General features: G+C 51.8%; 24 protein-coding genes and 1 pseudogene. 8 read left to right on the plus strand and 17 right to left on the minus strand.

All coding sequences use genetic code 11. The annotated features are described in order from the left end of the window. Window positions 1–106 precede the first annotated feature (106 nt). Together flgM and D5398_RS05485 are read left to right on the plus strand one after the other, a co-directional pair. The gene (flgM, locus tag D5398_RS05480; RefSeq protein ID WP_112289796.1) at window positions 107–409 is read left to right on the plus strand and encodes a flagellar biosynthesis anti-sigma factor FlgM; all 303 of its coding nucleotides are present in this window, start codon (window positions 107–109) and stop codon (window positions 407–409) included. Between the two features lie 50 nt (window positions 410–459). Further along, a complete protein-coding gene (locus D5398_RS05485; RefSeq protein ID WP_120506710.1) occupies window positions 460–897 on the plus strand; it encodes a flagella synthesis protein FlgN in 438 nt (145 codons plus the stop codon). A gap of 66 nt (window positions 898–963) precedes the next feature. Here the strand turns inward: D5398_RS05485 and D5398_RS05490 are convergent, their stop codons facing one another. The 4 genes from D5398_RS05490 to chaB form a co-directional block, all read right to left on the minus strand. Continuing rightward, window positions 964–1,278: a helix-turn-helix domain-containing protein gene (locus D5398_RS05490; RefSeq protein WP_415838565.1), complete on the minus strand. Its 315-nt coding sequence runs from the start codon at window positions 1,276–1,278 to the stop codon at window positions 964–966. Window positions 1,279–1,280: 2 nt separating this feature from the next. After that, on the minus strand, window positions 1,281–1,619 hold the full coding sequence (locus tag D5398_RS05495) for a toxin (RefSeq protein WP_120506712.1): 339 nt from the start codon (window positions 1,617–1,619) through the stop codon (window positions 1,281–1,283). Between the two features lie 278 nt (window positions 1,620–1,897). Further along, window positions 1,898–2,587, minus strand: a complete 690-nt coding sequence (locus D5398_RS05500; protein ID WP_120506713.1) for a gamma-glutamylcyclotransferase — start codon at window positions 2,585–2,587, stop codon at window positions 1,898–1,900. Between the two features lie 365 nt (window positions 2,588–2,952). Further along, window positions 2,953–3,186, minus strand: coding sequence for a putative cation transport regulator ChaB (chaB, locus tag D5398_RS05505; RefSeq protein ID WP_120506714.1), 234 nt, complete (start codon window positions 3,184–3,186; stop codon window positions 2,953–2,955). 478 nt (window positions 3,187–3,664) lie between these two features. Between chaB and chaA the strand changes: the two genes are divergently transcribed. Then, window positions 3,665–4,765 carry a sodium-potassium/proton antiporter ChaA gene (gene chaA / locus D5398_RS05510; RefSeq protein ID WP_120506715.1) on the plus strand — a complete coding sequence of 367 codons (1,101 nt, stop codon included), beginning with the start codon at window positions 3,665–3,667 and terminating at the stop codon, window positions 4,763–4,765. A 320-nt stretch (window positions 4,766–5,085) separates the two neighbouring features. On the opposite strand, the gene D5398_RS05515 is transcribed toward chaA, so the two are convergent. The 5 genes from D5398_RS05515 to D5398_RS05535 all read right to left on the minus strand — a co-directional run bounded on the left by D5398_RS05515 (window position 5,086) and on the right by D5398_RS05535 (window position 12,117). Then, on the minus strand, window positions 5,086–5,325 hold the full coding sequence (locus D5398_RS05515; protein ID WP_112291735.1) for a hypothetical protein: 240 nt from the start codon (window positions 5,323–5,325) through the stop codon (window positions 5,086–5,088). A 96-nt stretch (window positions 5,326–5,421) separates the two neighbouring features. Then, the gene (gene narI, locus D5398_RS05520) at window positions 5,422–6,102 is read right to left on the minus strand and encodes a respiratory nitrate reductase subunit gamma (protein ID WP_095922190.1); all 681 of its coding nucleotides are present in this window, start codon (window positions 6,100–6,102) and stop codon (window positions 5,422–5,424) included. After that, a complete protein-coding gene (narJ, locus tag D5398_RS05525) occupies window positions 6,099–6,821 on the minus strand; it encodes a nitrate reductase molybdenum cofactor assembly chaperone (protein WP_120506716.1) in 723 nt (240 codons plus the stop codon). The genes narI and narJ overlap by 4 nt, the downstream gene beginning before the upstream one ends. Beyond that, window positions 6,821–8,356, minus strand: coding sequence for a nitrate reductase subunit beta (gene narH / locus D5398_RS05530; protein ID WP_120506717.1), 1,536 nt, complete (start codon window positions 8,354–8,356; stop codon window positions 6,821–6,823). Before narH ends, narJ begins: the two co-directional genes overlap by 1 nt. Continuing rightward, window positions 8,353–12,117: a nitrate reductase subunit alpha gene (locus tag D5398_RS05535; RefSeq protein WP_120506718.1), complete on the minus strand. Its 3,765-nt coding sequence runs from the start codon at window positions 12,115–12,117 to the stop codon at window positions 8,353–8,355. The genes narH and D5398_RS05535 overlap by 4 nt, the downstream gene beginning before the upstream one ends. 487 nt (window positions 12,118–12,604) lie before the next feature. On the opposite strand from D5398_RS05535, the pseudogene D5398_RS05540 reads away from it, so the two are divergent. Next, window positions 12,605–12,847: pseudogene (locus D5398_RS05540) on the plus strand (CorA family divalent cation transporter); the annotation flags it as partial. Between the two features lie 6 nt (window positions 12,848–12,853). Here the strand turns inward: D5398_RS05540 and D5398_RS05545 are convergent. Further along, a complete protein-coding gene (locus D5398_RS05545; protein WP_120506719.1) occupies window positions 12,854–14,557 on the minus strand; it encodes a chloride channel protein in 1,704 nt (567 codons plus the stop codon). A gap of 205 nt (window positions 14,558–14,762) precedes the next feature. On the opposite strand from D5398_RS05545, the gene D5398_RS05550 reads away from it, so the two are divergent. After that, a complete protein-coding gene (locus tag D5398_RS05550) occupies window positions 14,763–15,626 on the plus strand; it encodes an autotransporter outer membrane beta-barrel domain-containing protein (RefSeq protein WP_120506720.1) in 864 nt (287 codons plus the stop codon). Between the two features lie 34 nt (window positions 15,627–15,660). Here D5398_RS05550 and tcyN read toward each other — a convergent pair whose 3' ends face one another. From tcyN to D5398_RS05585, 7 genes are all read right to left on the minus strand, one after another. After that, window positions 15,661–16,413 (minus strand): L-cystine ABC transporter ATP-binding protein TcyN, encoded by a 753-nt coding sequence (gene tcyN / locus D5398_RS05555; protein WP_120506721.1) that lies wholly within the window; start codon window positions 16,411–16,413, stop codon window positions 15,661–15,663. Further along, the gene (tcyL, locus tag D5398_RS05560; protein WP_120506722.1) at window positions 16,410–17,078 is read right to left on the minus strand and encodes a cystine ABC transporter permease; all 669 of its coding nucleotides are present in this window, start codon (window positions 17,076–17,078) and stop codon (window positions 16,410–16,412) included. Before tcyL ends, tcyN begins: the two co-directional genes overlap by 4 nt. Window positions 17,079–17,243: 165 nt before the next feature. Beyond that, complete coding sequence (tcyJ, locus tag D5398_RS05565) at window positions 17,244–18,044, minus strand: cystine ABC transporter substrate-binding protein (protein ID WP_120506723.1); 801 nt, start codon at window positions 18,042–18,044, stop codon at window positions 17,244–17,246. Window positions 18,045–18,179: 135 nt separating this feature from the next. Further along, window positions 18,180–19,190 carry a D-cysteine desulfhydrase gene (locus D5398_RS05570; protein ID WP_120506724.1) on the minus strand — a complete coding sequence of 337 codons (1,011 nt, stop codon included), beginning with the start codon at window positions 19,188–19,190 and terminating at the stop codon, window positions 18,180–18,182. 169 nt (window positions 19,191–19,359) lie between these two features. Beyond that, complete coding sequence (fliZ, locus tag D5398_RS05575; protein ID WP_120506725.1) at window positions 19,360–19,866, minus strand: flagella biosynthesis regulatory protein FliZ; 507 nt, start codon at window positions 19,864–19,866, stop codon at window positions 19,360–19,362. A 54-nt stretch (window positions 19,867–19,920) separates the two neighbouring features. Then, window positions 19,921–20,643 (minus strand): RNA polymerase sigma factor FliA, encoded by a 723-nt coding sequence (locus D5398_RS05580; protein WP_120506726.1) that lies wholly within the window; start codon window positions 20,641–20,643, stop codon window positions 19,921–19,923. Between the two features lie 307 nt (window positions 20,644–20,950). Continuing rightward, window positions 20,951–22,414, minus strand: coding sequence for a flagellin N-terminal helical domain-containing protein (locus D5398_RS05585; protein ID WP_120506727.1), 1,464 nt, complete (start codon window positions 22,412–22,414; stop codon window positions 20,951–20,953). A 253-nt stretch (window positions 22,415–22,667) separates the two neighbouring features. Between D5398_RS05585 and fliD the strand changes: the two genes are divergently transcribed. Genes fliD through fliT form a run of 3 tightly spaced genes read left to right on the plus strand, consistent with a single transcriptional unit; the run spans window position 22,668 to window position 24,875 of the window. Then, window positions 22,668–24,098, plus strand: a complete 1,431-nt coding sequence (fliD, locus tag D5398_RS05590) for a flagellar filament capping protein FliD (RefSeq protein WP_120506728.1) — start codon at window positions 22,668–22,670, stop codon at window positions 24,096–24,098. A gap of 2 nt (window positions 24,099–24,100) precedes the next feature. Beyond that, window positions 24,101–24,538: a flagellar export chaperone FliS gene (gene fliS / locus D5398_RS05595; RefSeq protein ID WP_120506729.1), complete on the plus strand. Its 438-nt coding sequence runs from the start codon at window positions 24,101–24,103 to the stop codon at window positions 24,536–24,538. After that, window positions 24,513–24,875, plus strand: coding sequence for a flagella biosynthesis regulatory protein FliT (gene fliT, locus D5398_RS05600; protein WP_120506730.1), 363 nt, complete (start codon window positions 24,513–24,515; stop codon window positions 24,873–24,875). Before fliS ends, fliT begins: the two co-directional genes overlap by 26 nt. Window positions 24,876–25,052: the final 177 nt, after the last annotated feature.

Here is a 25,052-nt window from a genome sequence, read left to right on the forward strand (position 1 = left end):
ATTTCACCAGATGTCGATAACAAACGTATCAGAGTCGTCTCACGACGGCATTTTTAGGGTTTTGTGTTAATTAACAGCCCTGAATACCCTAACCGGAGAAAAGATTATGGCTATCGATCGCACGCAAGGTGTTTCACCTTTAACTTCGATCCAGCAGCGCGACCCTTCTGAAGCTTCTGTTCAGACTGCGCGTAAAGAAGGCACCGTTTCTGGCACCACCACCAGCGGTACGGCGGTGACACTGAGTTCAGCGCAAGCGTCTCTGACTCAGTCCAGTGCTCAGGACATCAACACGGCACGTGTCGACGAACTGAAACAGGCTATCCGTGATGGCAAACTGACCATGGATACCGGCAAAATTGCCGATGCTTTGTTGCAGGACACGCAGGATTATCTCAAAGGTCTTTAAACTGAAGGCTTCAGGATTAGAGACGAAAAGTTGGAAGGTAATAAGGCCCGATGAAGAATTTTATCAAGACCATGACTACCTTGGTTGAAACGTTGCAAGCTCTGGATCAAGTGATTAATCACGAACAAACGATACTTTGCTCGGGCCGCGTTAATGGTGCTGCCCTGCAACATATCACCGAGCAGAAAAGCTCACTGTTAGCTACGGTAGACTATCTTGATAAGCAGCGTCGTCAGCATGACGAGCGCCTGAAGCAAAATGCTCCCTATTCCCGTCAGCCGGAAATCGCGGTGATGTGGAAAAATGTGGTGCAGCTGACTACCAGGCTGAGTCAGATCAACCGCCATAACGGGATGTTGCTGGGCAAACAAATTGCCTATAACACCGAGGCGTTGGCTATTCTCAATGCCAGCCAGACGCAGAAATTCTACGGGCCGAACGGGCAGGAAACCGTTTCGGGGCAAACCGTGCGCAAGATTTCTGTGTAAAGTCAGACGGGGGGAAATACTTTCCCCTCAGCATTCCATCTGCTCTTACAGTCCCCACACCGATATCTAGACTAAACCCGCCAGCCGCTCTAATGTCGTCGGATCTTTTTCGACCAGTTTTATCAGCAAAATTGCCTGCCGGTTAGGTTTCGCTCTGCCCTGTTCCCAGTTTTGATAGGTGGTCAGCGCGGTTTGCAGATAATAGGCAAAAACCGCCTGAGAGATATTCAGCGTCTCCCGAATCTCTTTTAGTTCAATAGCGCTCAGCCTGACTTCACGGTCGACCGTTCTTTCTACCGTTTTAAGCGTGCGTTTACCCTGCCCTGCTTCACCCCAGGCATTCAGGCCATCCGCAATCTCAGTAAAAAGATCCCTTTTCATTGTCATTCTTGTTTCGCCTTATGCTGTTTCAACAGCAGTCCCAACATCTTTTTTTGTCCAAATGTCAGGTCATTGACTTCGCTTTTTCCATATACCGTAATGAGGAGAAAATGCGATTTTGCGACCCACCAGTAATAAATGATCCTCGTTCCGCCGCGCTGACCTTTATTTCTCTGACGATCAAGAAACCGAAGTTTACGTAATCCCCCGGTGTGCATAATCACATCCCCACAAGTGGGGAAAAGCAATAATGCATTTTGCAGGATCCGGTATTCATCGTCGGACAGATACGCCGAACGGTTTGCTTCAAAAGCGGGTAATTCAATAAATATAGCTTTCATCCATGCCCCTGAGGTTCCCTATACTGCACTCAAACTATCCCCATGTAAAGGATAGTTATGACTGATGACTGACAACAGGCGCAACAATAGCGGAATGCTAAATGGCTGCTAACCACCAATAACCGGAGGCGGGATACTGCTTCCAAAAGGATTTTGAAAGTTTCAGTCGTTGCAGCAGCCTTCCGCGTCTTCATACAAAATAAAGCCGTCAGGCAGCAGCAATTGCAGGGAGATTGATGCACTGCGCGGAGATCCCGCGCAGTGTGAATGGGAGAGGTTTAACTCAGACCGGGGACATCAAAGCCGGGTGTCACCGACAGCAGCATCCGTACCTGTTTTACCAGTTCGCTCATGCAGTCATCACTCATGCCGTAGTTGTTCAGCTCTTTTTCAAGAGCAAACAAATACTGCGCGTTGGTGCCGAGCGGGCCGCTGGCCTGAGCAATCAGAGGGGCGATAACCTGATAATCAGTATCAGCTTCGTACTGCGGATGTGAGGAGTCCATGATAAACACCAGCGCCGTCACCTTGCGTCCATCGTCGAGTTCTAACTCGCACCAGGTCGGGCGATAGCAGCCGGTCAGCATTTCACGCTTCCATAGCAGTTCGAGTTCTTCGTGAAGCTTGTCTTCCGGCAGACGGAACGCCAGACCGGTAGTCTGACCACCATCACGAAGCGCCAGCATACGGCCCGGTTGCGCGTGGGTTCCACGTCCTGAAGTCAGACGTAAACAGAAAGCACGGTGAAATCCATGCAACGTGGCAGGCCGCGCTTCTTCGGAATCGAAAACCGGATTCCACATCAACGAGCCGTAGCCGAAAATCCAGACCGGGCTGTTATCGGGGCGACGCGCCAGCGTGCAACTCAGTGAGGCGGCACGTTGTTCAGGGGTCAGAAGCATTGATTCGTCAATGCTGCCGAATGCTGTTTTACAATCTGCGTTACGCAGGAAATCTCGAGTTAACATTCATTCCCCCTTCGGTACGACTTACTTTTGAACATGCCATGCTGTTGACGCTGTGTTCTCCGCTATCGTGGTTATGGGCTAACGTGGTAATGAGCTAATCGTGTTATCGGACAAATTTCGCCTTAACTTGAGGCGCGGGTCAGATTCATTCGGAATTTTGTTATAACACTACTTGCTGAAACCTTATTCGTTTCTTTCGTTGCAATCAAGATTGATAGCGATCACAAAACGAAAATAAAATGATTATTTTGTGAACATTGTAAGAATGTTGACATTCAGGAGGGAATTAACACCAAAACAGGCAGGATCAGTACTGCGGGACGTTAAGGCTGACGGGTCGGGACTTCCCAACCCGCCGCGGGGCATCAGGATTTCTTAGGGTGCCATTTGTCGTCATCGCCTTTTTTGTAGCCGTGTTTAACCGCGGCCCACGCCACTTTGTGCGCGGTCTCTTCGCGGGAATCATCGCCCTGGCGATCTTTGGACTTCGCGTATTCATCCCACGCACTGTTAAAGGCTTCTTTATAGATGTCCTGCGCATGTGCCGGAAGGACATGGCGAACAGAGTCAGGCAACGCTGAGCGGTTCTGATAAGGCATAGCTTGCTCCTTTTTCATGACGTTCATGATCGTTACATTCAATGTGTGCGTTACGTGCACACAGACATAAGTCTAGCTGCTAACCTCAGGAGACTCAGCCAGATTATTCCCTATCTCCGCTTTTGAGCCGAAAAGCGCGTGATTTCACCGATTTTTCATGTGGGTATAGGAATGATTTACAAAAATTGACGCATCAGCCTTATAAAAACATTAATAAAAATTAATTCATTGTTTTTATTGATTTTAAATAATTAACAATAAAAATTAAGTTAAGATTAAACTGGAATTTTATGGATTCATGTAGCAAAAAATACATGTCATACCGGTTTTTATTGCTCAGTCATGATAATAATCTGTTAACAGATTATTTTATCTACTATACTTAACGGGTTACAACTTTATGCTGCTATGCATTTTGCTTACAACCGACAGACAGGCGGTTGTGAATTCGTGAGTGTTTATAAGGAGAATAATCATCATGGTGTCTTCACAGGAACATCCAAAAGTAAAAACCCGCCATCAGGAATACTCCCTGATTTTCCCTCTAGCCGCGCTTATCATTCTGGTCCTCTGGGGCAACAGCAGTAATTTTGCCTCGGTCGTCGGCATCAATTTAATCGCGCTGGTCGGTATTCTCGCCAGCGCCTTCAGTGTGGTACGTCATGCCGACGTACTGGCACACCGTCTGGGCGAACCTTACGGCTCACTCATCCTCAGCCTTTCAGTGGTCATCCTCGAAGTCAGTTTGATTTCGGCCCTGATGGCGACAGGCGATGCCGCACCGGCGCTGATGCGTGACACCTTATTCTCGATCATCATGATTGTTACAGCCGGTCTGGTAGGCGTCGCCCTGCTGCTCGGTGGCCGTAAATTTGCTACGCAGTACGTAAATCTCGGCGGCATTAAACAGTATCTGATGGCAATTTTCCCGCTGGCGGTGATCGTCCTCGTGCTACCTGCGGCGCTGCCGGCAGGTAACTTCTCTACGCCACAGGCGTTATTTGTCGCGGTAATTTCGGCGGCGATGTATGGCGTGTTTCTGCTTATCCAGACCAAAACCCACCAGAGCCTGTTTATTTACGAGCATGAAGATGAAGGCGAAGAAGATGGTCACGGAAAACCCTCTTCGAAAAGTAATCTGACGCACACGCTCTGGCTGATTGTCCATCTGGTGCTGGTGATTGCCGTCACCAAATTCAATGCCAACCCGCTGGAAAGTCTGCTGACCGAGCTGAATGCGCCTGCACAGTTCACCGGCTTCCTGGTGGCATTGCTTATCCTTTCACCGGAAGGTCTGGGTGCGCTGAAAGCGGTGCTGAAGAATCAGGTACAACGGGCCATGAACTTGTTCTTCGGTTCCGTGCTGGCAACGATTTCACTGACCGTCCCCGCGGTCACTGTGATTGCCACACTGACCGGTCAGGAACTGATTTTCAGTCTGGATCCGGCTAACATTGTGGTGATGCTGGCAGTAATGATTCTGTGCCAGATATCGTTCTCTACTGGCCGTACCAATGTGCTTAATGGTACTGCGCACCTGGCGTTATTCTGCGCCTATATGATGCTGATTATGCTTTAAGTGTTACGGCGTGGGGTTAAAGTCTGCAATATCTCATTATCAAGATTCTGAAACGCCCCAGGATCTTAAATTCTACGGAAGGATGTTTTTATTTTTGCTCCGCCCCCTGCGAAGGGGGAGGCTGGGAGGGGGTTTTAAGGGCCAGCATCGAGTCAGAGCAAACTCAACCACCTCAATTTGTCTTTAATACCCCACCCCAACCCTCCCCTTCGCAGGGGAGGGAGCTTTTGCGGCTATCACAGTAGCGAGTGTCTGGAAGCTATTCGCAGAGCAAGAACCCGCTTTTTTAAAGTTGAATTTAAGCGCACTCCACCAGCAGGTCAGATTTCCCCTTTCTTCTTTTTGTTCCGGATCACCAGCCAGCTGATCAGCGCCATCACACAGCCGATAAAGATAAACCAGATGCCCAGCATCAGTTGCGGTGCCATTTCACCCGGTGGGGTTTCGGGGCTGCCGACCACCAAACCGTGAATAGTGGCAACAATACCGATAACCAGTAAAATCAGGCTATTGCGAAGTAAACGACGAGCTACGGTCATAGGTTGTCTTGGGGTGGCCATCAGATGCGTCCTTGAGCAATAAAAAAAGATAAGGGCGCATAATAGCGCCCTTCGTTTTTATGTCAAAACCGTCAGTTCACAATCCGTGAAGGTCAATCAGCGACGATTACGAACCAGCTGATAACGACGGGTCAGATATTCCACCGGCGCGCTCCAGATATGCACCAGACGGCAGAACGGGAACAGCAGGAATAACGTCATCCCTAGCACCAGATGCACGCGGAAGATAAATGCCACGCCGTCCAGATGCGCTGCCGCACCGCCACGGAAGGTCACGACCGACTGCGCCCAGCCAACCAGCTTCATCATTTCACTGCCGTCCATATGCTGCGCGGAAAACGGAATAGTGCTCAACCCCAGCGCACACTGCACCACCAGCAGAATGATGATCATGATGTCACCAAAACTGGAGGTCGCACGCACGCGCTCGTTGCTCAGACGACGCCACACCAGCATACCGCCGCCAATCAGGGTCATCACGCCACACGCGCCGCCCGCCCACATCGCCATTTGCTGCTTCACCGGGACCGGCAGGAAGGATTCATACATCCAGTGCGGTGTCAGCATACCGAAGGCATGACCGGCGATAATCCCGAGAATACCCACGTGGAACAGCGGCGAGGCAATGCGCAGCGTTTTTTTCTCCAGCAACTGACTGGAGCCCGCGCGCCAGCTGTACTGACCATAATCGTATCTCAGCCAGCTACCGACCAGAAATACCGTGCCGCACAGATACGGATAGATATTAAAAAAGAAGTTGTTGAGGAAGTCGGTCATTTGCGTGGTTCCCCCGCAGGCGTGTCATCAAGGTTCAGATACTGTGGTGCGACTGCACCGGCAAAGCGTTTCTGGTGCGCGGCTTCTTCACCCGTCGCACAACTTTGCTCACCGAGGAACTTAATTTGTTCCTCTTCCCATACCGCATCCAGCGCGGCAGGCGTGTCATCACGGGCTTCCTGTTTGATGCTTTCGCGTACCGTTGCGGTGGCAATATCACTGCCGGACAGCGCCAGCAGCAAATCAAACAGTTCAGCGTAATGGCTGTCGCGTTCCTGCATGCGGGCGCTGAGCAAGGCCAGGATCGGCGCGATATCGCGCAGCCCTTCACGTGCCTGCATTTCATCACGCGTGGTGAGATATTCCAGATACAGCGGCAGATAATCCGGCAGCTCGCGGCTGTCGATTTCAAGGCCAGCTTCGCGGTATTGCTCCATCAGATCGACCATTGCCTGACCGCGATCACGGGATTCACCATGAACGTGTTCAAACAACAGTAACGACGTAGCACGGCCACGGTCGAACAAACCGGTGTAAGCCGATTGCGTATCCAGCAGATCCTTTTTACAAAAATCCGTAATAAACAGCGCCAGATCCAGACGCTGTTCTGATTTCAGTTCAGCTGACTGCGTGACCGCCTCGAGAAGCTCCATCTTGTGTTCCCGCAGATCTTCAGACGGATAATCCAGCAGCAGGCCGATGATGCGTAAACTGTTCATTAGCCCTTCCTTTCTGTTTTCGCGCCGATGTCGATGGCATCAATGCGTTTGCTGTTGAACAGGTTGAATTTGCTGTCGCTGCCGTGACAACCGTCACCGAAGCTGAAACCGCAGCCTTTGGCTTCCGGGAACGCTTCCCGCGCCTGTTCACGGTGGCTGGAAGGCACCACGAAACGGTCTTCGTAGTTAGCAATCGCCAGATAGCGGTACATTTCTTCCGCCTGCGCCGCAGACAATCCGACCTGTTCCAGCGCGCTGGTGTCCGTTACGCCATCCACCGTTTCAGCACGTTTGAAGTGACGCATCGCCATCATACGTTTGAGCGCACGCAGTACCGGCGTGGTGTCGCCCGCCGTCAGCAGGTTCGCCAGATATTGCACAGGTATGCGCAGGCTCTCAACGTCCGGCAGCACGCCGCTGTGCGGTAAGGCACCGGCGTCGGCAGCAGACTGAATCGGAGACAGCGGTGGCACGTACCAGACCATCGGCAGTGTGCGGTATTCCGGATGCAGCGGCAGTGCCAGCTTCCATTCAATCGCCATTTTGTAAACCGGTGACTGACGCGCAGCGTCCATAACGGAAAGCGGAATGCCGTCTTTTTCAGCCTGTGCGATCACTTGCGGATCATTCGGATCGAGGAAGATGCTCATCTGGCTTTCGTACAAGTCTTTGTCGTTTTCGACCGATGCTGCTTCCGCGATACGGTCGGCGTCATACAACACCACGCCGAGATAACGGATACGACCAACACAAGTTTCGGAACAGACCGTTGGCTGGCCCGCTTCGATACGCGGATAGCAGAAAATACATTTTTCTGATTTGCCGCTTTTCCAGTTGAAGTAGATTTTTTTGTACGGACAACCGGTCAGACACATACGCCAGCCGCGGCATTTGTCTTGGTCGATCAGTACGATGCCGTCTTCACCGCGCTTATAAATCGCGCCGCTCGGACAAGTCGCCACACACGCCGGATTCAGGCAGTGTTCGCACAGACGCGGCAGGTACGCCATAAAGGTGTTTTCGAACTCGCCGTACATTTCTTTCTGCATGTTGGCGAAGTTCTGATCGGCAGAGCGTTTGCTGAACTCAGTGCCCAGATCGTCTTCCCAGTTCGGGCCGCCGACAATTTTCTTCATGCGTTTGCCGGTCAGCAGCGAGCGCGGACGGGCCACCGGCTGATGTTTACCGTCTTTCGCGGTATGCAGATGCTGATAATCAAAATCAAACGGTTCGTAGTAATCATCGATTTCCGGCATGTGCGGGTTGGCGAAGATTTTATGCAGCAGGTTGGCTTTGTTGCCCATACGCGGCTGCAGTTTGCCGTTGATTTTGCGGATCCAGCCGCCCTTCCATTTTTCCTGGTTTTCCCAGTCGTGCGGATAACCCAGGCCCGGTTTGGTTTCCACGTTATTGAACCACGCGTATTCCATCCCTTCGCGGCTAGTCCAGACGTTTTTGCAGGTCACGGAACAGGTGTGGCAGCCAATACATTTGTCGAGATTCAGCACCATGCCGACTTGTGAACGAATTTTCATTTGGCTTTCTCCTGTTGCACGGCGTCCTGCACGTAGTCATTACCTTCATCGTCTAACCAGTCGATGCGGTTCATTTTGCGTACAATCACGAATTCATCGCGGTTAGAACCGACCGTACCGTAGTAGTTGAAACCGTATGCCAGCTGCGCATAGCCACCGATCATATGGGTCGGTTTCGGGCAAACGCGGGTGACGGAGTTGTGGATACCGCCGCGTTGCTGGCTGATTTCCGAGCCCGGAATGTTCACGATGCGTTCCTGCGCGTGGTACATCATGGTCATCCCCGCCGGTACGCGCTGGCTGACCACCGCACGGGCGCTCAGCGAGCCGTTAGCGTTGAAGGCTTCAATCCAGTCGTTATCTTCGATACCCAGTTTTGTCGCATCGTCTTCACTCAGCCAGACAATCGGGCCGCCGCGACCTAAGGTCAGCATCAGCAGGTTGTCGCTGTACGTGGAGTGAATGCCCCATTTCTGGTGCGGCGTCAGGAAGTTCAGCGCCATTTCCGGATTACCGTTCGGTTTCGCATTCAGCAACGGCTGCGCCGCGCGGGTGTCGATTGGCGGACGGTACACCAGCAGGCTTTCACCGAAGGCACGCATCCACGCGTGATCCTGATAAATCTGCTGACGGCCAGACAGCGTGCGCCATGGGATCAGCTCATGCACGTTGGTGTAGCAGGCGTTGTAAGACACATGTTCATCTTCCAGACCAGACCACGTCGGGCTCGAGATGATTTTGCGCGGCTGTGCCTGAATATCGCGGAAGCGGATTTTCTCGTCTTCTTTATTCAGCGCCAGATGCGTATGGTCGCGACCGGTATTAGCACTGAGTGCCGCCCACGCTTTAACCGCCACCTGACCGTTGGTTTCAGGTGCCAGCGTCAGGATGACTTCCGCCGCATCTATCGCGGAGTTGATCATCGGCTGCCCTTTGGCGGTGCCATCTGGTTTGGTGTAATTGAGTTTTTTCAGTAAATCGACTTCGCTGTCGGTATTCCAGCTGATGCCTTTACCGCCGTTACCGAGTTTTTCCAGCAACGGTCCGACAGATGTGAAGCGCTCGTAAGTATTCGGATAATCGCGTTCAACGGTCATCAGATGCGGTGCGGTACGTCCCGGGATCAGGTCACATTCGCCTTTTTTCCAGTCTTCCACGCCAAACGGCTGCGCCAGTTCAGCAGCGGAATCGTGCTGGATAGGCATGGTGACAACGTCAGTTTCCACGCCCAAATGTCCGACACAGACACGGGAGAATTCTTTGGCGATGCCTTTGTAGATTTCCCAGTCGCTTTTCGAATCCCACGCAGGATCAACAGCCGCAGACAGCGGGTGAATAAACGGATGCATGTCCGATGTATTCATGTCGTCTTTTTCGTACCAGGTCGCGGTCGGCAGAACGATGTCGGAATACAGACAGGTGCTGGACATACGGAAATCAAGCGTCACCACCAGATCCAGTTTGCCTTCGCCGCCCTGCGCCTGCCATTCAACTTCTTCCGGCATCACGCCGCCCTGAATGCCGAGGTCATCTCCCTGAATACCGTGTTCAGTACCCAGCAGATATTTCAGCATGTACTCATGGCCTTTACCGGAAGAACCCAGCAGGTTGGAGCGCCAGACGAACAGGTTACGCGGGAAGTTCTGCGGATTATCCGGCTGTTCAGCGGCAAACCGCACGCTGCCCTCTTTAAGCGCTGCGACGGTGAAATCTGCCGGAGATAAACCGGCGGCTTTCGCCTGTTGTGCAATGTGCAGCGGGTTGACGCTCAGCTGTGGCGCAGACGGCAACCAGCCCATACGCTCGGCGCGCACGTTGAAGTCAATCATGCTGCCGGTGAATTTAGACTTATCCGCCAGCGGGGACAGCAGTTCCTGCGGCGCGACGGTTTCGTAACGCCACTGGCTGGAATGGTTGTAGAAGAACGAGGTGCTGTTCATCTGGCGTGGCGGACGTTGCCAGTCGAGGCCAAATGCCAGCGGTTGCCAGCCGGTTTGCGGACGCAGTTTTTCCTGCCCGACGTAGTGTGCCCAGCCACCACCGCTCTGACCTACGCAACCGCAGAAGATCAGCATGTTGATCAGACCACGGTAGTTCATGTCGAGGTGATACCAGTGGTTCATCCCGGCACCGACGATAATCATCGAACGGCCATGGGTTTTGTTGGCGTTATCGGCAAACTCATGCGCGATACGTTCAATGTTTTGCTGAGAAACGCCGGTGATTTTCTCGGCCCATGCTGGCGTATAGGCTTTGATTTCGTCATAGCTTTGCGCGCAGTTTTCATCGTTCAGACCGCGTTCAATGCCGTAGTTCGCCAGCGTCAGGTCATACACGCTGGCGACCAGACCGGTGCTGCCATCCGCCAGTTGCAGGCGTTTGACCGGCAGTTTGTGCATCAGGATTTCATCCAGCGCCACGCTGTTGAAATGCTCACTGACTGCGCCGCCGAAGTACGGATAACCGACGTTGACGACTTCATCGTGGTCGTCGAGCAGGCTCAGCTTCAGGCTGACATCTTTATGGTCTTTCCCTTCGCGGGATTCCAGATTCCACTGGCCTTTTTCGCCCCAGCGGTAACCAATCGAGCCCAGCGGAGACACCAGTTCGCCGGTATTTTCATCAAAGGCGATAGTTTTCCACTGCGGGTTATTTTCCTGACCGAGGTTATCCACCAGGTCAGAGGCACGCAGCATACGGCCTGCGGCGTAAGAGCCGTCTTCGCGCGGCTCGAGCATCACCAGCATTGGCATGTCGGTGTAACGACGCACATAGTCGGTGAAGTACTGGCTCGGATTATCGATATGGAAGGATTTGAGGATCACATGGCCCATTGCCAGCGCCAGTGCGCTGTCGGTGCCTTGTTTCGGTGCCAGCCACTGGTCGCAAATCTTGGCGATTTCAGCGTAGTCCGGCGTAATGGCAACGGTTTTGGTGCCTTTGTAGCGCACTTCGGTAAAGAAGTGGGCGTCCGGCGTACGGGTCTGCGGAACGTTAGAACCCCAGGCGATAATATAAGACGAGTTATACCAGTCAGCCGATTCCGGCACGTCGGTCTGCTCGCCCCAGGTCTGCGGAGAAGCCGGTGGTAAATCGCAATACCAGTCGTAGAAGCTCAGACACACACCGCCGATCAGCGACAGATAACGTGCGCCGGATGCGTAAGACACCATCGACATCGCCGGAATTGGCGAGAAGCCGATAATGCGGTCCGGGCCGAAAGTCTTGGCGGTATAGACGTTGGACGCCGCAATCAGCTCATTCACTTCCTGCCAGCTGGAACGCACAAAACCACCACGGCCGCGTGCGGCTTTATATTCTTTGGCTTTTTCCGGCTGGTTGATGATCGAGCCCCAGGCATCGACCGGATCGCTGTGTTTCAGTTTGGCTTCACGCCATAACTGGATCAGCTTCTTGCGCATCAGCGGATATTTCAGGCGGTTTGCACTGTAGAGATACCAGGAATAGCTGGCGCCACGCGGACAGCCACGCGGTTCGTGGTTTGGCAAGTCCGGACGGGTGCGCGGATAGTCAGTCTGCTGGGTTTCCCAGGTGACCAGACCGTTTTTAACGTAAATCTTCCAGCTGCATGAACCGGTGCAGTTCACACCGTGAGTGGATCGCACCACTTTGTCGTGCTGCCAGCGGCTACGGTAGCCGTCTTCCCAGTCACGATTGGTATCCAGCGTCTGGCCGTGGCCGTCAGCAAAAGGTTCAGCTAGCTGTTTGAAATAGCGAAACCGGTCAAGAAACTTGCTCATCCGGGACTCTCCTGTGCAAAGGCCTGTGGCGCTTTGTCATTATGTGAATGGCGGGGAATACAATTACATTGCTCAAGTTGGCCTCAGGGTATGCATCCCACACGCGCGTCTACTTGATTGCGATCAACGCCTTTGCGTCATGTATTTATTTACATAACGACAGATACCCCCAAAGAGGTATAAATTAAGATGCAATTAACTTAATGATTTGTAAGAGTTAATTTAAGAAACAGGCTGTAAAGTCAGGAGTGCAGCCATCAGAAGGAAAATTGGGGGTAATGCCTTTTTTGAATATTACAAAATTGTGAAATTAGCAGTCAGGATATTATATTTCCGCCGATGTCTGGCGTAATGGTGTCACCTGTTTTCGCCACCAGAAATCCTTAATGCAGACAGAAAAACCCGCCGTTCTCAATTTCAACGATGAAGTCACCGGAATGATTTACGGCTTCGTTTTTCGGCCCGTCCGCCCGCCTGGATTGCCCCTTCCGTGTTGCAGGAAGAAATCACCTCACGCCAGATGGAGCAAAGTAACCGCACGCTGTATGTGCTAACGATAATCACCGTACTGGCGCTACCAATCAATATTGTGGCGGGATTTTTTGGCATGAATGTTGGCGGGATCCCGCTCGCCAGCAATCACCACGGTTTTATTCTGCTGGTGGTGATCGTTGGCGCGTTTACCCTGATGGCGGGCTGGTATGCGTTTAAACGTCGGGATGACGGTTAAAAGGTGCTACAGGAAATCTTTGGCTTTACTGAGCAGCGCCGCTTTGGTAATCACCCCCATAAGGCGGCGCGATTCGGCGTTTTCCAGCACCGGCAGACGCTCAAGCGGTGAGTTGCTGAACATCGCCCACGCCTGCTCGTAACTGGCCTGCTGGAAAATCGTCGTGAACTCCTGCTCGATATACGAATCCATCGGACTGTCGGATTTCACGCTGCCATCAATCAGCCCGGCGGCCACCACGTTAGTCGGCACCACACCGAGAAAACGCTCTTCACGATCCACCACATACACATAGCGCGTGCGCTGTTTCAGCCCTTCACTGACTACTTCAGATAATGAGGCATCAACGTACATTTTCGAGCAGGGTGAAATCAGTGCGGCCACGGTGCTGTATTCAAACTCATTTTTCGCCGCAAACCGCGCGTTATGCCGCGTCAGCACCGGATACGTACCGCCGACTTTGAGGCGTGATGCCACGACATAAGAAATCGCCGTCGCCAGCATCAGCGGGAACAGCAGCGAACTGTTGAGGGTCATTTCGAACGCCATCATGATCGACATCAGTGGCGCGTGACTGGTCGCCGCCAGCAGTGCACTCATGCCGATGGCGGCGTAAAGCCCGACCGGACCGGGATCAAAACCCAGCCATTGCAGGAAAGTACACACCAGCGCCCCGCCCGCTGCGCCAATCAGCAGCGAGGGTGTAAACAGTCCCCCCACCGCGCCGGAACCAATGGTGATCGCTGTGGCGACAATTTTCAGCACCAGCAGCACCAGAAGGGACGTCTGTAAATCACCGTTGTTAAGAATTAAGTCAATGACTTCAAAACCGTTGCCAAGCACCAGCGGCGACATCATCGCGATCAGCCCAACGCCCAGCCCGCCCAGTCCCAGACGCAGCGCCGGATGCGAAATCGGAGTCATCCAGTGACGGACTTTATCTATAGATGAAATGAACAGCGGCCCGAGGATCCCCGTCGCTACGCCGATAATCAGTACGGTGAAAATAGCACCAAGAGACGGGCTGAAAGACACCGAAGAATACAGATACAGCGGCGCGTAATCGGTCAGTGAACGCACGGTCAGTACCGCAACCGACGCCGAGATAAACAGCGGGATCAGCCGCTGAACGGCAGTCACGCCAAACGCGATTTCCGCCACAAACAGCGCACCGGCAAAAGGCGCGTGATAGACCGCTGCCAGCCCGCCCGCAGCGGCCATCGCGATAATATCCGACTGGTGAACGCCTTTAAAACGAGAAAAACGCCCGAGCAGACTGCCGCTCAGCGCGGAAAGCTGCACCATCGCTCCTTCCCGTCCGATAGACCCCCCGCTGGCGATACTGGCCAGCGACGACAATCCGCGCAGCACGGTACTCATCACCGGAATGCCCGGCAACCGCTGATCGATAACATCAAGATAATCCGGCATCTTGCCGTGCTTGTTTTCATAACGCAGCGCCAGGATCAGGATAAAACCGGCAATGACGCCACCTGCTGTGGTGATCAGCGGCCAGATAATTTTCGGATATTCGTTGAACGCTTTGGTGATATCGCTGCCATCCGTGAACATCAGACCGTTGACACCCGAAATTGCTCCGCGAAAAGCAATCGTCACCAGCGCGGCAACAATCCCGGCGGGAATGGCAATCAGCAGGTTAATCAGATCGCTCTTTTGCAGGGATTCGGGATTAAGGGCTTTCAGCGTCATAAGATCTCATCATGGAAACAAGGGGCGCGGGTAAGAGTATCAATTTACAACAAAACTGTGAAAAATTCGGCAATCCGTCACGAATATCTGACGAAATCAAATAACAGGCGTTCCCGACTGTGATATTTATTATCCGGGACATATTTTATATTTGTCAGTGTCATCTACATTTATTGTATGTATTCCGTTAAAAGAAGAGCGCACCATGCGCCAGAAAGAAATTTGCGGGTCCGTTGGTTTGCTTCTTTGTCTGGCGTGTTTTTCTGCGCACGCGCAAACATCCACTCCCTCCGCCTCGAAAACGGTTGTTCTGCACACACTGACGCCTGCTGAGTCTGCCTTTCTTTTGCCCGCAAAAAACCAAATCACCGCCACATCCGGTGGCACCGAAATATTTTCAGGTCAGTTTTCCGCAGATGACAGTCTGGGGATCGGCTTCATGGCCAGTGATGCCAACGCGCACAGCAATGGCGTTTATGCGACCTGGTACCAGAATGCCAAAACGCAGAACGGCGTATACGCCGGCAGCTGGCTGCAATACAGCCGGATGAGTGCCAGCATCGGGGGCGAACCGCCGTCATCTGATAATGATGACATTCACGGTTTCAGCGGTTCACTGGAATCGGGTTACCGGCAGCCGGTCTGGCACGGTGAAGATGGCGATGTGTTTATCACCCCGCAGGCCCAGCTCGTCCTGAACGGACTGAGCTCAGACGTGCATACCGAAAGCAACGGTACACACGTCAGTTCCGGTAGTGATAACAATCTTCTCAGCCGTCTGGGTGTAAAAGTCTCGCGGGACGGCGTCGCCAGCGATGACAGCGCCAGCGGGAACTTATTTACCACTTACGTTGAGGCAAACTGGCTGTATAACACCGATCCTGCCAGCATCAGTTTTGACAACGAAAAAGTCAGAGAAGCCGGAACCACAAATATCGGGGAAGTGAAGCTGGGGATGGAAGGCAAGCTGAATCCTAATCTGAATGTCTGGACAAACGTCGGGCAGCAGATTGGCGGCGAAGGATACAGCGATTTATCGGCGGTGTTCGGGGTAAATTATCAGTTCTGATAAACCCTCCTCGTCGCAGAGGAGGGAGCACGATTTAGTGCGCTAAAAACTTCTCGAGGAACTGTTTGGTACGGGCGTGTTGCGGATTCGAGAACAGCTCTTTCGCTGGCCCCTGCTCTACGATCCGCCCCTGATCCATAAAGATCGCCCTATCCGCCACATCGCGTGCAAAGCTCATTTCATGTGTCACAATCACCATTGTGCGGTGCTCGAGCGCCAGCGCGCGGATGGTGTTCAGGACTTCGCCGACCAGCTCAGGATCCAGTGCTGAAGTCGGTTCATCGAACAAAATCACTTCCGGATTCATCGCCAGCGCGCGGGCGATAGCCACACGCTGCTGCTGACCGCCGGAAAGGCGTCGCGGATAGGCATTTTCTTTGCCGTTTAATCCGACCTTCTCCAGTAACTGACGTGCGTTGGCGATGGCCTTTTCTCTCGGCTCGCCCTTCACAATCACCGGCCCTTCGATGATGTTTTCCAGCACGGAACGGTGCGGAAACAGGTTGAAGTTCTGGAAGACAAAACCCACCTGTTTGCGCAATTCGCGCACTTTATCTTTTTGCTTACTGATGGGCTTACTGGCATCAATTTCGATATTACCGACCTTGATGGTGCCGCCGTCCGGTTCTTCCAGCAGATTAATACTGCGCAGCAACGTGGTCTTACCCGAACCGCTCGGCCCGATAATCGCCACCACTTCACCGGCATTCACCTGCAAATCAATACCGTGTAACACCGTCTGCTTGTTGAATTTTTTTGTCAGTTGCTTTACGTCGATAGTGCTCATGAAGGCTCCTGATCCTGACGGTTAACGCGGTCTTCCAGACGGTTTTGCAGGAAGGATAATACGGTCGCCAGCACCCAGTAGATGATGGATGCAGCGAGATACATAGTGAACACTTCCAGCGTGCGCGAGGTGACCAGCTGCGCCTGACGGAACAGTTCCGGCACCTGAATGGTGGCCGCGAGCGAGGTGTCTTTCACCAGACCGATAAAGCTGTTGCCGAGCGGCGGAAGTGCCGTGCGCGCGGCCTGCGGTAAAATCACGCGGCGCAGCGTCTGCCACGGGTTCATCCCAATACTCGCCGCCGCTTCCCACTGCCCTTTTTCAATGGACGAAATCGCCGCACGCAGGGTTTCAGAGGTATAGGCCGCGGTGTTTAAAGACAGGCCAATCATCGCTGCCGGAATAGGATCCAGCTCAATGCCAAACTGTGGCAGGCCGTAGTAAATCATGAACAGCTGAGCAATCAGAGGCGTGCCACGGAAAACGGACACATAGAAACGTGATATCCATGACAGCGGCCAGAAATGCGAAAGGCGCATCAGCGCCAGTATGAAGCCCAGGATTAACCCGAAGACCATTCCGCCCAGACTGAGCTGAAGGGTAAACAGGGTACCTTTCAATAAAAATGGTGCTGAATCCAGCACCAGTTGAATACTTTCTTGCATCTAAGACCTTTAGATTTTCTGGATCTTTGAGATATTCACATATGCTCTAAATAAATGAACTTGCATCAAGGCAGCAAGTGCGCGAGTCCCGATGAGCTTACACAGGTAAGTGATTCGGGCGAGCAAGCGCAGCTAACGCCGAGGCAAGTTCAGTTATGACGAGCATTATTTTGTGACGTCAGCACCAAACCACTTTTCAGAGATTTTTGCTAATGAGCCATCTTTCTGCATTTCAGCGATCGCGGTGTTAATCGCGGCCAGCAGCTCAGGGTTGTCCTTACGCACTGCCACACCAGATTCCTGACGGGAGAACGGTGCGCCTGCCACAGCCAGGGTATCGCCGGTTTTCTTTACCAGATCCAGCGCAGCCAGACGGTCAACCAGAATCGCATTGATACGGCCTACACGCAGATCCTGATATTTGGTCGGGTCATCATCATAGGTACGGACATCAACACCCGGCACGTTTGCACGCAGCCACTGTTCGTAGTTGGTACCCAGACCCACGCCGACTTTTTTGCCTTTCAGATCTTCAGGTTTGGTAATAGAACTTTCAGCGCCCTTCTTCACCAGCGCCTGAATACCGGACACGGTGTATGGCGTAGAGAAATCATATTTCTTCTCGCGCTCAGGGGAAATGGTCACCTGATTGATCACCACGTCGATACGCTTGGATTCCAGCGAAGCCAGCATACCGTCCCATTTGGTCGGTTGCAGTTTCGCTTTCACGCCCATGTGCTGTGCCAGCGCATCGGCGAATTCTACTTCAAAACCGGTCAGTTTACCGTCTTCACCCTGGAAACTGAACGGAGGATAAGTGCCTTCAAGACCGACGATCAACGTGCCGCGATCTTTGACTTTCTTCAGTAAACCTTCATCCGCAAAGCTGTTGCTGATAAGCCCTGTTGATAATGTCACGGCCACTGCCCCGAGGACTAAACGACGACGTAACGCTGAAAAACCCATATTCACCTCAATTATTGTTCATTATAAAAAGTTATATGCCTTTCTGATTTGCGCACAGTAGCACCGGTGGCATCAGTTATCAGGAATATAATTCTATAATCTTAGCTCAAAAAAGCATAAGCGCATTTTAGGCGATTAAACCTGCGGATGATAAGCAAACAGTGCCGGTGCGCCGCCGGTATGAATGAACAGGATCGGGCCTTCTTCCGGGAACAAACCGCGTTCAATGCCGTCGAGTAATCCGGCCATCGCCTTGCCGGTATACACCGGATCCAGCAGCATGGCTTCCTGCTCCGCCAGCAGTTTTACCGCCGCCATACCCGCCTCATTGGGCTCGCCGTAACGCGGTGCAAAATACTCATCCCACAGGATCACAGGGGGCAATATCTTATCAAACTGGAGTTCTGTTGCCACTTCGCGGGCAATGGACTCGACTTTAGGGCGCTGCGCATCCGCTGAACGTGACACCGTCACACCAATTAATTGTGTATCCGGCATCAGATGATGCAAGGCCACCGCCAGCCCGGCGTGCGTACCGGCGCTGCCGGAAGCCACCACCACCGCACTGAAATCAACAAAATTCGCCGAAGACTGTTCGGCGATTTCCAGCGCGCATTGTACATAACCCAGTGCGCCCAGCGCGTTCGAACCACCGATCGGCACAACGTATGGACGAAAACCCTGCGCTTCCAGACGTTCCGCCTGTTCTGCCAGCTGCGCCATCGGGTCATGCAGCGCGTCGCACATCACTACTTCCACATTAAATAAATCGAGCAGCAGGCGGTTACCGTTGGTCAGATAATTGGCTTCGGTGGTGCCGATTGGGTTTTCCAGCAACGCCACGCATTTCAGTCCCAGCTTGGCGGCAACGGCCGCAGTCTGACGCACATGGTTCGACTGAATAGCACCGGCGGTCACCAGCGTATCCGCACCTTCTGCCAGCGCGGCTGCCGCCAGATATTCCAGCTTACGCAGTTTGTTGCCGCCCAGCGCCAGCGGCGTGATGTCGTCGCGCTTGATATAGATGTCGCGTCCGGTGAATTCCGAGAGACGATGAAGTTTCTCAAGCGGTGTCGGGCTGCATAAGAGTTCGAGACGATCAAAGGCTTCCAGCCGGGTTTTAAGCAATGAAATTTTAGCAGGCACAATGTTCCCCTGACGCACAGACGTGTCGCCGTGCGAAGTCGTTATAGTCGAAGTTGGGTAGAATCTGGAGAATGGTAATAATGTCAGTATATGAAGAATTTATACTTTGCGCTGACGGGGATGCAAGACAAAAAAACAGGCCCCCGCAGGAGCCTGTTTGTGTGTTGCGTTATGCTGATTTCTGCCAGGCCAGATACTGGTCGTATTTGCGCAGGGCAATACGGTAGTTATCGTGGCCTGCCACCGGCAAATCACTGATGATCCGCTGATGGATACTGTCCCCGGAAACTTTATCCAGAGGATAGTTATTGGCAGAGAGGATTTCATCCAGACGGCGGAGGCGGACAACGTACTCGCGCACCGTGCTGTGATTCATCTCAGTCTGTTCAAACAGATATTGCTTAAACGCCATAATGTCGAAATAAGACGAATGGCTGTTACAGCTTATCTCACTGCAAAAACGACACAGAGCGGTCAGTTCCTGCGACAGGTTGTGCCACACGTCATCATCAATAGGCTGATCCATCTTGGCGATGGCCTCTTTATTGATGATTTGCCCGCGAAACACCAGAGCCATCCTGTCGAGTTCTTTTGCGCACTGTGAACAGTGAGTCTGACTGTGTTTAAAATCTTTAAGATAACGGCTTAAAGGCCTTGTTTTGATTCCCGCTGGCATAAATTTATTCCTGATAAGGGATATAAAATGTATAACCGGCCAGGAAAAAGCGGATCAGTGGTCGTTTGCCAGACGTGCGCGCAAGCGCTTAATCGCCTGACTGTGGAGCTGGCTTACCCGGGATTCCCCGACATCCAGCACCGCCCCGATCTCTTTTAAATTCAACTCTTCCTGGTAGTAAAGCGTAAGTACCATCTTTTCCCGTTCTGGTAACGCATCGATAGCTTCCATCACCCGGTGGCGCAAATTGCCCTCCAAAAGATGATGTAACGGGTTGGCCTCTTCGTGCCCTTCCATCAATGCCTCGGCAGTATCGCCGTGCTCTTCACGCCATTCGTCATAAGAAAACAACTGGCTGCTGTTCGTATCCATTAATATCTGCCGGTATTCCTCAATAGGAATATCCAGCACCTGCGCCACCTCTCCTTCACTCGGTGGTCGCCCTAATTTTTGTTCTGCGCTATGCATCGCATGGGACACTTCACGCGCGTTACGTCTGACGCTGCGCGGTACCCAGTCGCGGCTGCGCAACTCATCAAGCATCGCACCGCGGATACGCTGGACGGCATACGTAGTAAACGCCGTTCCCTGCATCGCATCAAAACGCTCAACCGCATTTAACAGGCCGATCCCTCCCGCTTGCAGTAGATCATCAAGCTCTACGCTGGCGGGAAGCCGCACCTGCAAACGCAGGGCTTCATGGCGCACTAGCGGAACATAGCGCTGCCACAAAGAATTTTTGTCTATCACGCCGTCGGCGGTATACAGATCGCTCACTGTCGTAACCTGGCAAATTGAGGGTCAGTATCATTGTGCCAGTGCTAATCGCTGTTCAATCGGCTGAATAAGGCCTTAAAAGCGCGGTTATTTTGATTATGTCTCGCTCATTCTGTTTCTGACCGGCGGACAACGACGCGTAAAGGACTGTATAAAAATCAATCACAACATAAAGATTATCCTAAATTATACCAGCGAATGGTTTTCATTTAACCCGGAGAATCGTAAATTTTGGTTAAAAAAAACCCCGCCGGAGCGGGGTTTAAGCTGTTTATGACCGAACTGCGTAATTTGTCTGCAAAGACAATTATTGCAGCAGGGACAATACAGACTGAGGAACCTGGTTAGCTTTAGCCAATACTGAGTTACCAGCCTGCTGCAGGATCTGTGCTTTAGACATTGCTGAAACTTCTGTCGCGTAGTCAGCATCCTGAATACGGCTCTGTGCAGAAGACAGGTTAGTGGTGGTGTTGCTCAGGTTAGTGATGGCAGAATCGAAACGGTTCTGAATCGCACCCAGTGAAGAACGGAAGTCATCAACCTGGCCGATTGCAGCATCAATAGCAGCCAGCGGATCAGTCGTAGAAGTTTTGATTGAAGACAGAGTGTCTGTTTTCAGGTTAGCGCCATTCAGATCGCTTGCCAGGTAAGTCTTAGCATTCTCACCTGTACCAACAGTAACCACTTTGCTCAGGCCATCAGTACCGCCCAGAAGAACGTTCGCAGTCTTGCTGGTAGTACCATCAGCATCAGTGTAAGTCGCAGTATCAACGGTCACTTTGCCATTGGTAACAGTCGCTGAATACAGCTTGTTATCAGTGCCTTTTACAGCGTAAGCAGTATCACCAGATGCGTTGGTAACCTGATACAGTTTAGCACCAGAAATTGCGGTAACAGATGCATCAGTCATGTCGATAGCTTTGTTAACAGTGCTGGTAGTCTGTGCAACATCATCTGTTTTAACTGAAGTCTGGTCAGCAACCTGTGTACCCAGTGTTACTGCACCTGACGTGTTATCGATACTTACTGAGTAGTATCCATTTTTAGTTGCATCGGTTGCGCCAGTAACTTTAGCGAAATAGCTACCGTCGGTACTTTTAACAATAGTTGCAGCGGCAGCGGCAGGTGTAGTATCTAACGCTTTAACAGCGGTATCGAATGCAGTTTTATCCGCAGCAACACCGTTCAGGGTAACTGTTGTAGGCACGGTAGTGAGTGCCTTACCAGTAGAAACGTTAGCCGTTTGCACGTTCAGACCGTTCAGACCCAGAGTGGTGGAGTCGATTTTCTGCAGGTCGATGTCGATGGTTTCGCCGTCGTTTGCGCCAACCTGGATAGACATGGTCTGATTTGAAGCCAGTACTTTCACACCGTTGAACTGAGTCTGACCAGAAACACGGTCGATTTCGTCCAGACGGGAAGTGATTTCGTCCTGGATTGATGCCAGGTCAGAATCGGAGTTGGTGCCGTTAGCGGCCTGAACAGACAGCTCACGGATACGTTGCAAGTTGTTGTTGATTTCGCTCAGTGAGCCTTCAGTGGTCTGCGCAACGGAGATACCGTCGTTGGCGTTACGTGAAGCCTGAGTCAGACCGTTGATGTTAGAAGTGAAGCGGTTAGCAATCGCCTGACCAGCAGCGTCGTCTTTTGCGCTGTTGATACGCAGACCGGAGGATAGGCGCTCGATAGCGGTGCTCAGCGCGGACTGGGATTTGTTCATGTTGTTCTGAGTCATCAGAGACAGCGTGTTGGTATTGATAACTTGAGCCATGAGTGTATTCCTTCAAATCTGGTTAAGGGTTCGGGCTTATTGCCCACGGCGTTCATCACCGTCCAAACTTGTATCGGCGCTACACTGACAACCTTTAGAATTATTTCTCAAAAAACTTCGATTTCTTACTTTGAGAATTACCCTTCCTTATACCGTCTATTCACGCCATTACTTTTTGTTGCATTCCATTAAACTTTTTCTCCGTCGTGCCGATAGGGCTTAAAGACTCTTATACAAACCGTAAAGGATACATATGGCCACTATATCTTCATTAGGTATCGGCTCAGGGCTGGACCTGACGACTTTGCTTGATAATCTGACCACTGCAGAGAAAGCACGTCTGACGCCAATCAGCACCGCTCAAAGCAGTTACAGCGCCAAACTGACTGCCTATGGAACCTTACAAAGTTCTTTACAGTCTTTCGCGGATGCGACTTCAGCATTGAACAGCGCGTCTGTCTATCAGGCAACGACAGCCACCTCAAACAATACTACTGCTTTTACGGCAACCACAGCAGCGGGTGTTGCCGCTGGTAAATATGCGATTAACGTTACTCAGCTGGCGCAAGCGCAGGTACTGGTCTCTGGTACGGCGAAAGATACGAGTACAGCTTTAGGCGGAACGACATCTACCGGTACCCGTAGTCTTACCATTACGAAAGGTGATGGTACGCCAGTATCCATCTCACTGACTGATGACCAGACGTCATTAGCCGGTATGCGTGATGCGATTAACGGCGCCGATGCCGGTGTTACGGCCAGCGTGTTGAAAGTTTCCGATGGCAGTTATCAGCTGATTGTTTCCTCAGATGACACCGGTACTGACTCGCAGATAACGCTGAGCGTGACAGGTGATGACACGCTAAATTCATTCATTGGTTATGACTCATCGAACAATACCGGTGGCATGACGCAAAACGTTGAAGCGAAGAATGCGCAGCTTAGCGTTAACGGCATCGCCATTGAGCGTCAAAGCAACGAAGTCACTGATGCCCCGGAAGGCATTACGTTAAATCTGCTGGCGACCACTGACACCGCAGCAACGCTGACTGTGAAAAAAGACACCAGCGATGCCAGCACGAAAATCCAGGCATTTGTCACTGCGTATAATGCCCTGCAATCCACCTTTACCAGCCTGACGAAGTTTACCGCGGTTGATAATAATGCGGATACTCAGGACACCAGTAACGGCGCCCTGCTGGGTGACAGCGCGCTGCGCACCATCCAGACACAACTGAAATCAGCTATTTCTTCAGCATTCAATTCCAATGGTATCAGCTCACTTTCCAGCCTCGGTATCACGACCGATCCGAGCACCGGCAATCTGAAAGTTGATACGACTAAGCTAGATGATGTTCTGGCAAATAATACCAGTGATGTCAAAACCATGCTGCTTGGTGACGGCTCTACCTCCGGTGTTATCACTAAGTTAAACAACCTGAACGTGTCATTCCTTGATACTGACAGCGGTACAATTGCCAATGCGAAAACAGCGGTTAACACCACTCTGAAAAGCCTGACGACTCAGTACAACGCAGTCAATGACAGCATTACAGCCACGATTGCGCGTTATAAAACTCAGTTTACTGCACTCGATGTGACGATGGCTTCGCTGAACAGTACCAGTACGTATCTGACTCAGCAGTTCGCGACCACCAGCACTTCAAGTTCATTAGGACAATAATTATGTATAACGCTAAAGGAACTCAGGCCTACGCTCAGATAGGCCTTGAAAGTGGCGTCATGAGCGCCACGCCCTACCAGCTGGTCACGATGTTATTTGACGGGGCGCGCAGCGCCCTGATCCGCGCTCGCATCTTTATTCAGCAGGGCAGCATTGCCGAAAAAGGCAAATCGCTGTCTATGGCTATCAATATTATCGACAGCGGTTTAAAAGCCGGATTAAGTCGTGAGAAAGGCGATCCTGAATTAGTGGATAACCTGGAAGCGCTTTATTCCTATATGGTCCGTCGTTTATTACATGCCAATTTACACAACGATCAAGAGGCCATCACGGAAGTGTTGGCCTTGCTTGAAAACATCGCCGATGCCTGGCGGCAAATCGGCCCAAACTATCACCCGTCGCAGGACCAATATAATGGATCAACATCAGTATCTGGTTAATGAATATCAACTGATCCTGTCTTTAAGCGAGCAGATGTTGCGGCTGGCGAATGAAGAGAAGTGGGATGAGCTGGTTGAGCTCGAAGTGGGTTACGTTAAAGCAGTAGAGGCAACGACTAAGTTGCCGATGTCAGAACAGACGTCGATCATGGTTCAGAATGATATCCGTCGTTATTTGCGTATCATTCTGGATAATGAAAATACCCTTAAAACGTTATTACAGGCACGGATGAATAAACTCACCGAGCTGATTGGACAGTCAACACGACAACAACAAGTGAATACGACTTACGGAAAAATCGATCTCCGTTCGATTGCTTATGGCGGTCGCCAATAATTATTAATACTAAAAAATGTAAAGTTAAGTTCGTTTTATTTTTTCAATATTTCTTGTGCGAAAAGTTTTCAGAGGCAGGGAGCGCCTGGTTGCCAGGGCTGGCACTCTCTGGTCTTCTTTAGTAAAACACGTTCCATCCGGTAGCCTGTTTGTATCAGCATAAGCGGGACATTTTTA

It is taken from the genome of Rahnella bruchi (genome assembly GCF_003614975.1).
GTDB classification, from domain to species: domain Bacteria; phylum Pseudomonadota; class Gammaproteobacteria; order Enterobacterales; family Enterobacteriaceae; genus Rahnella; species Rahnella bruchi.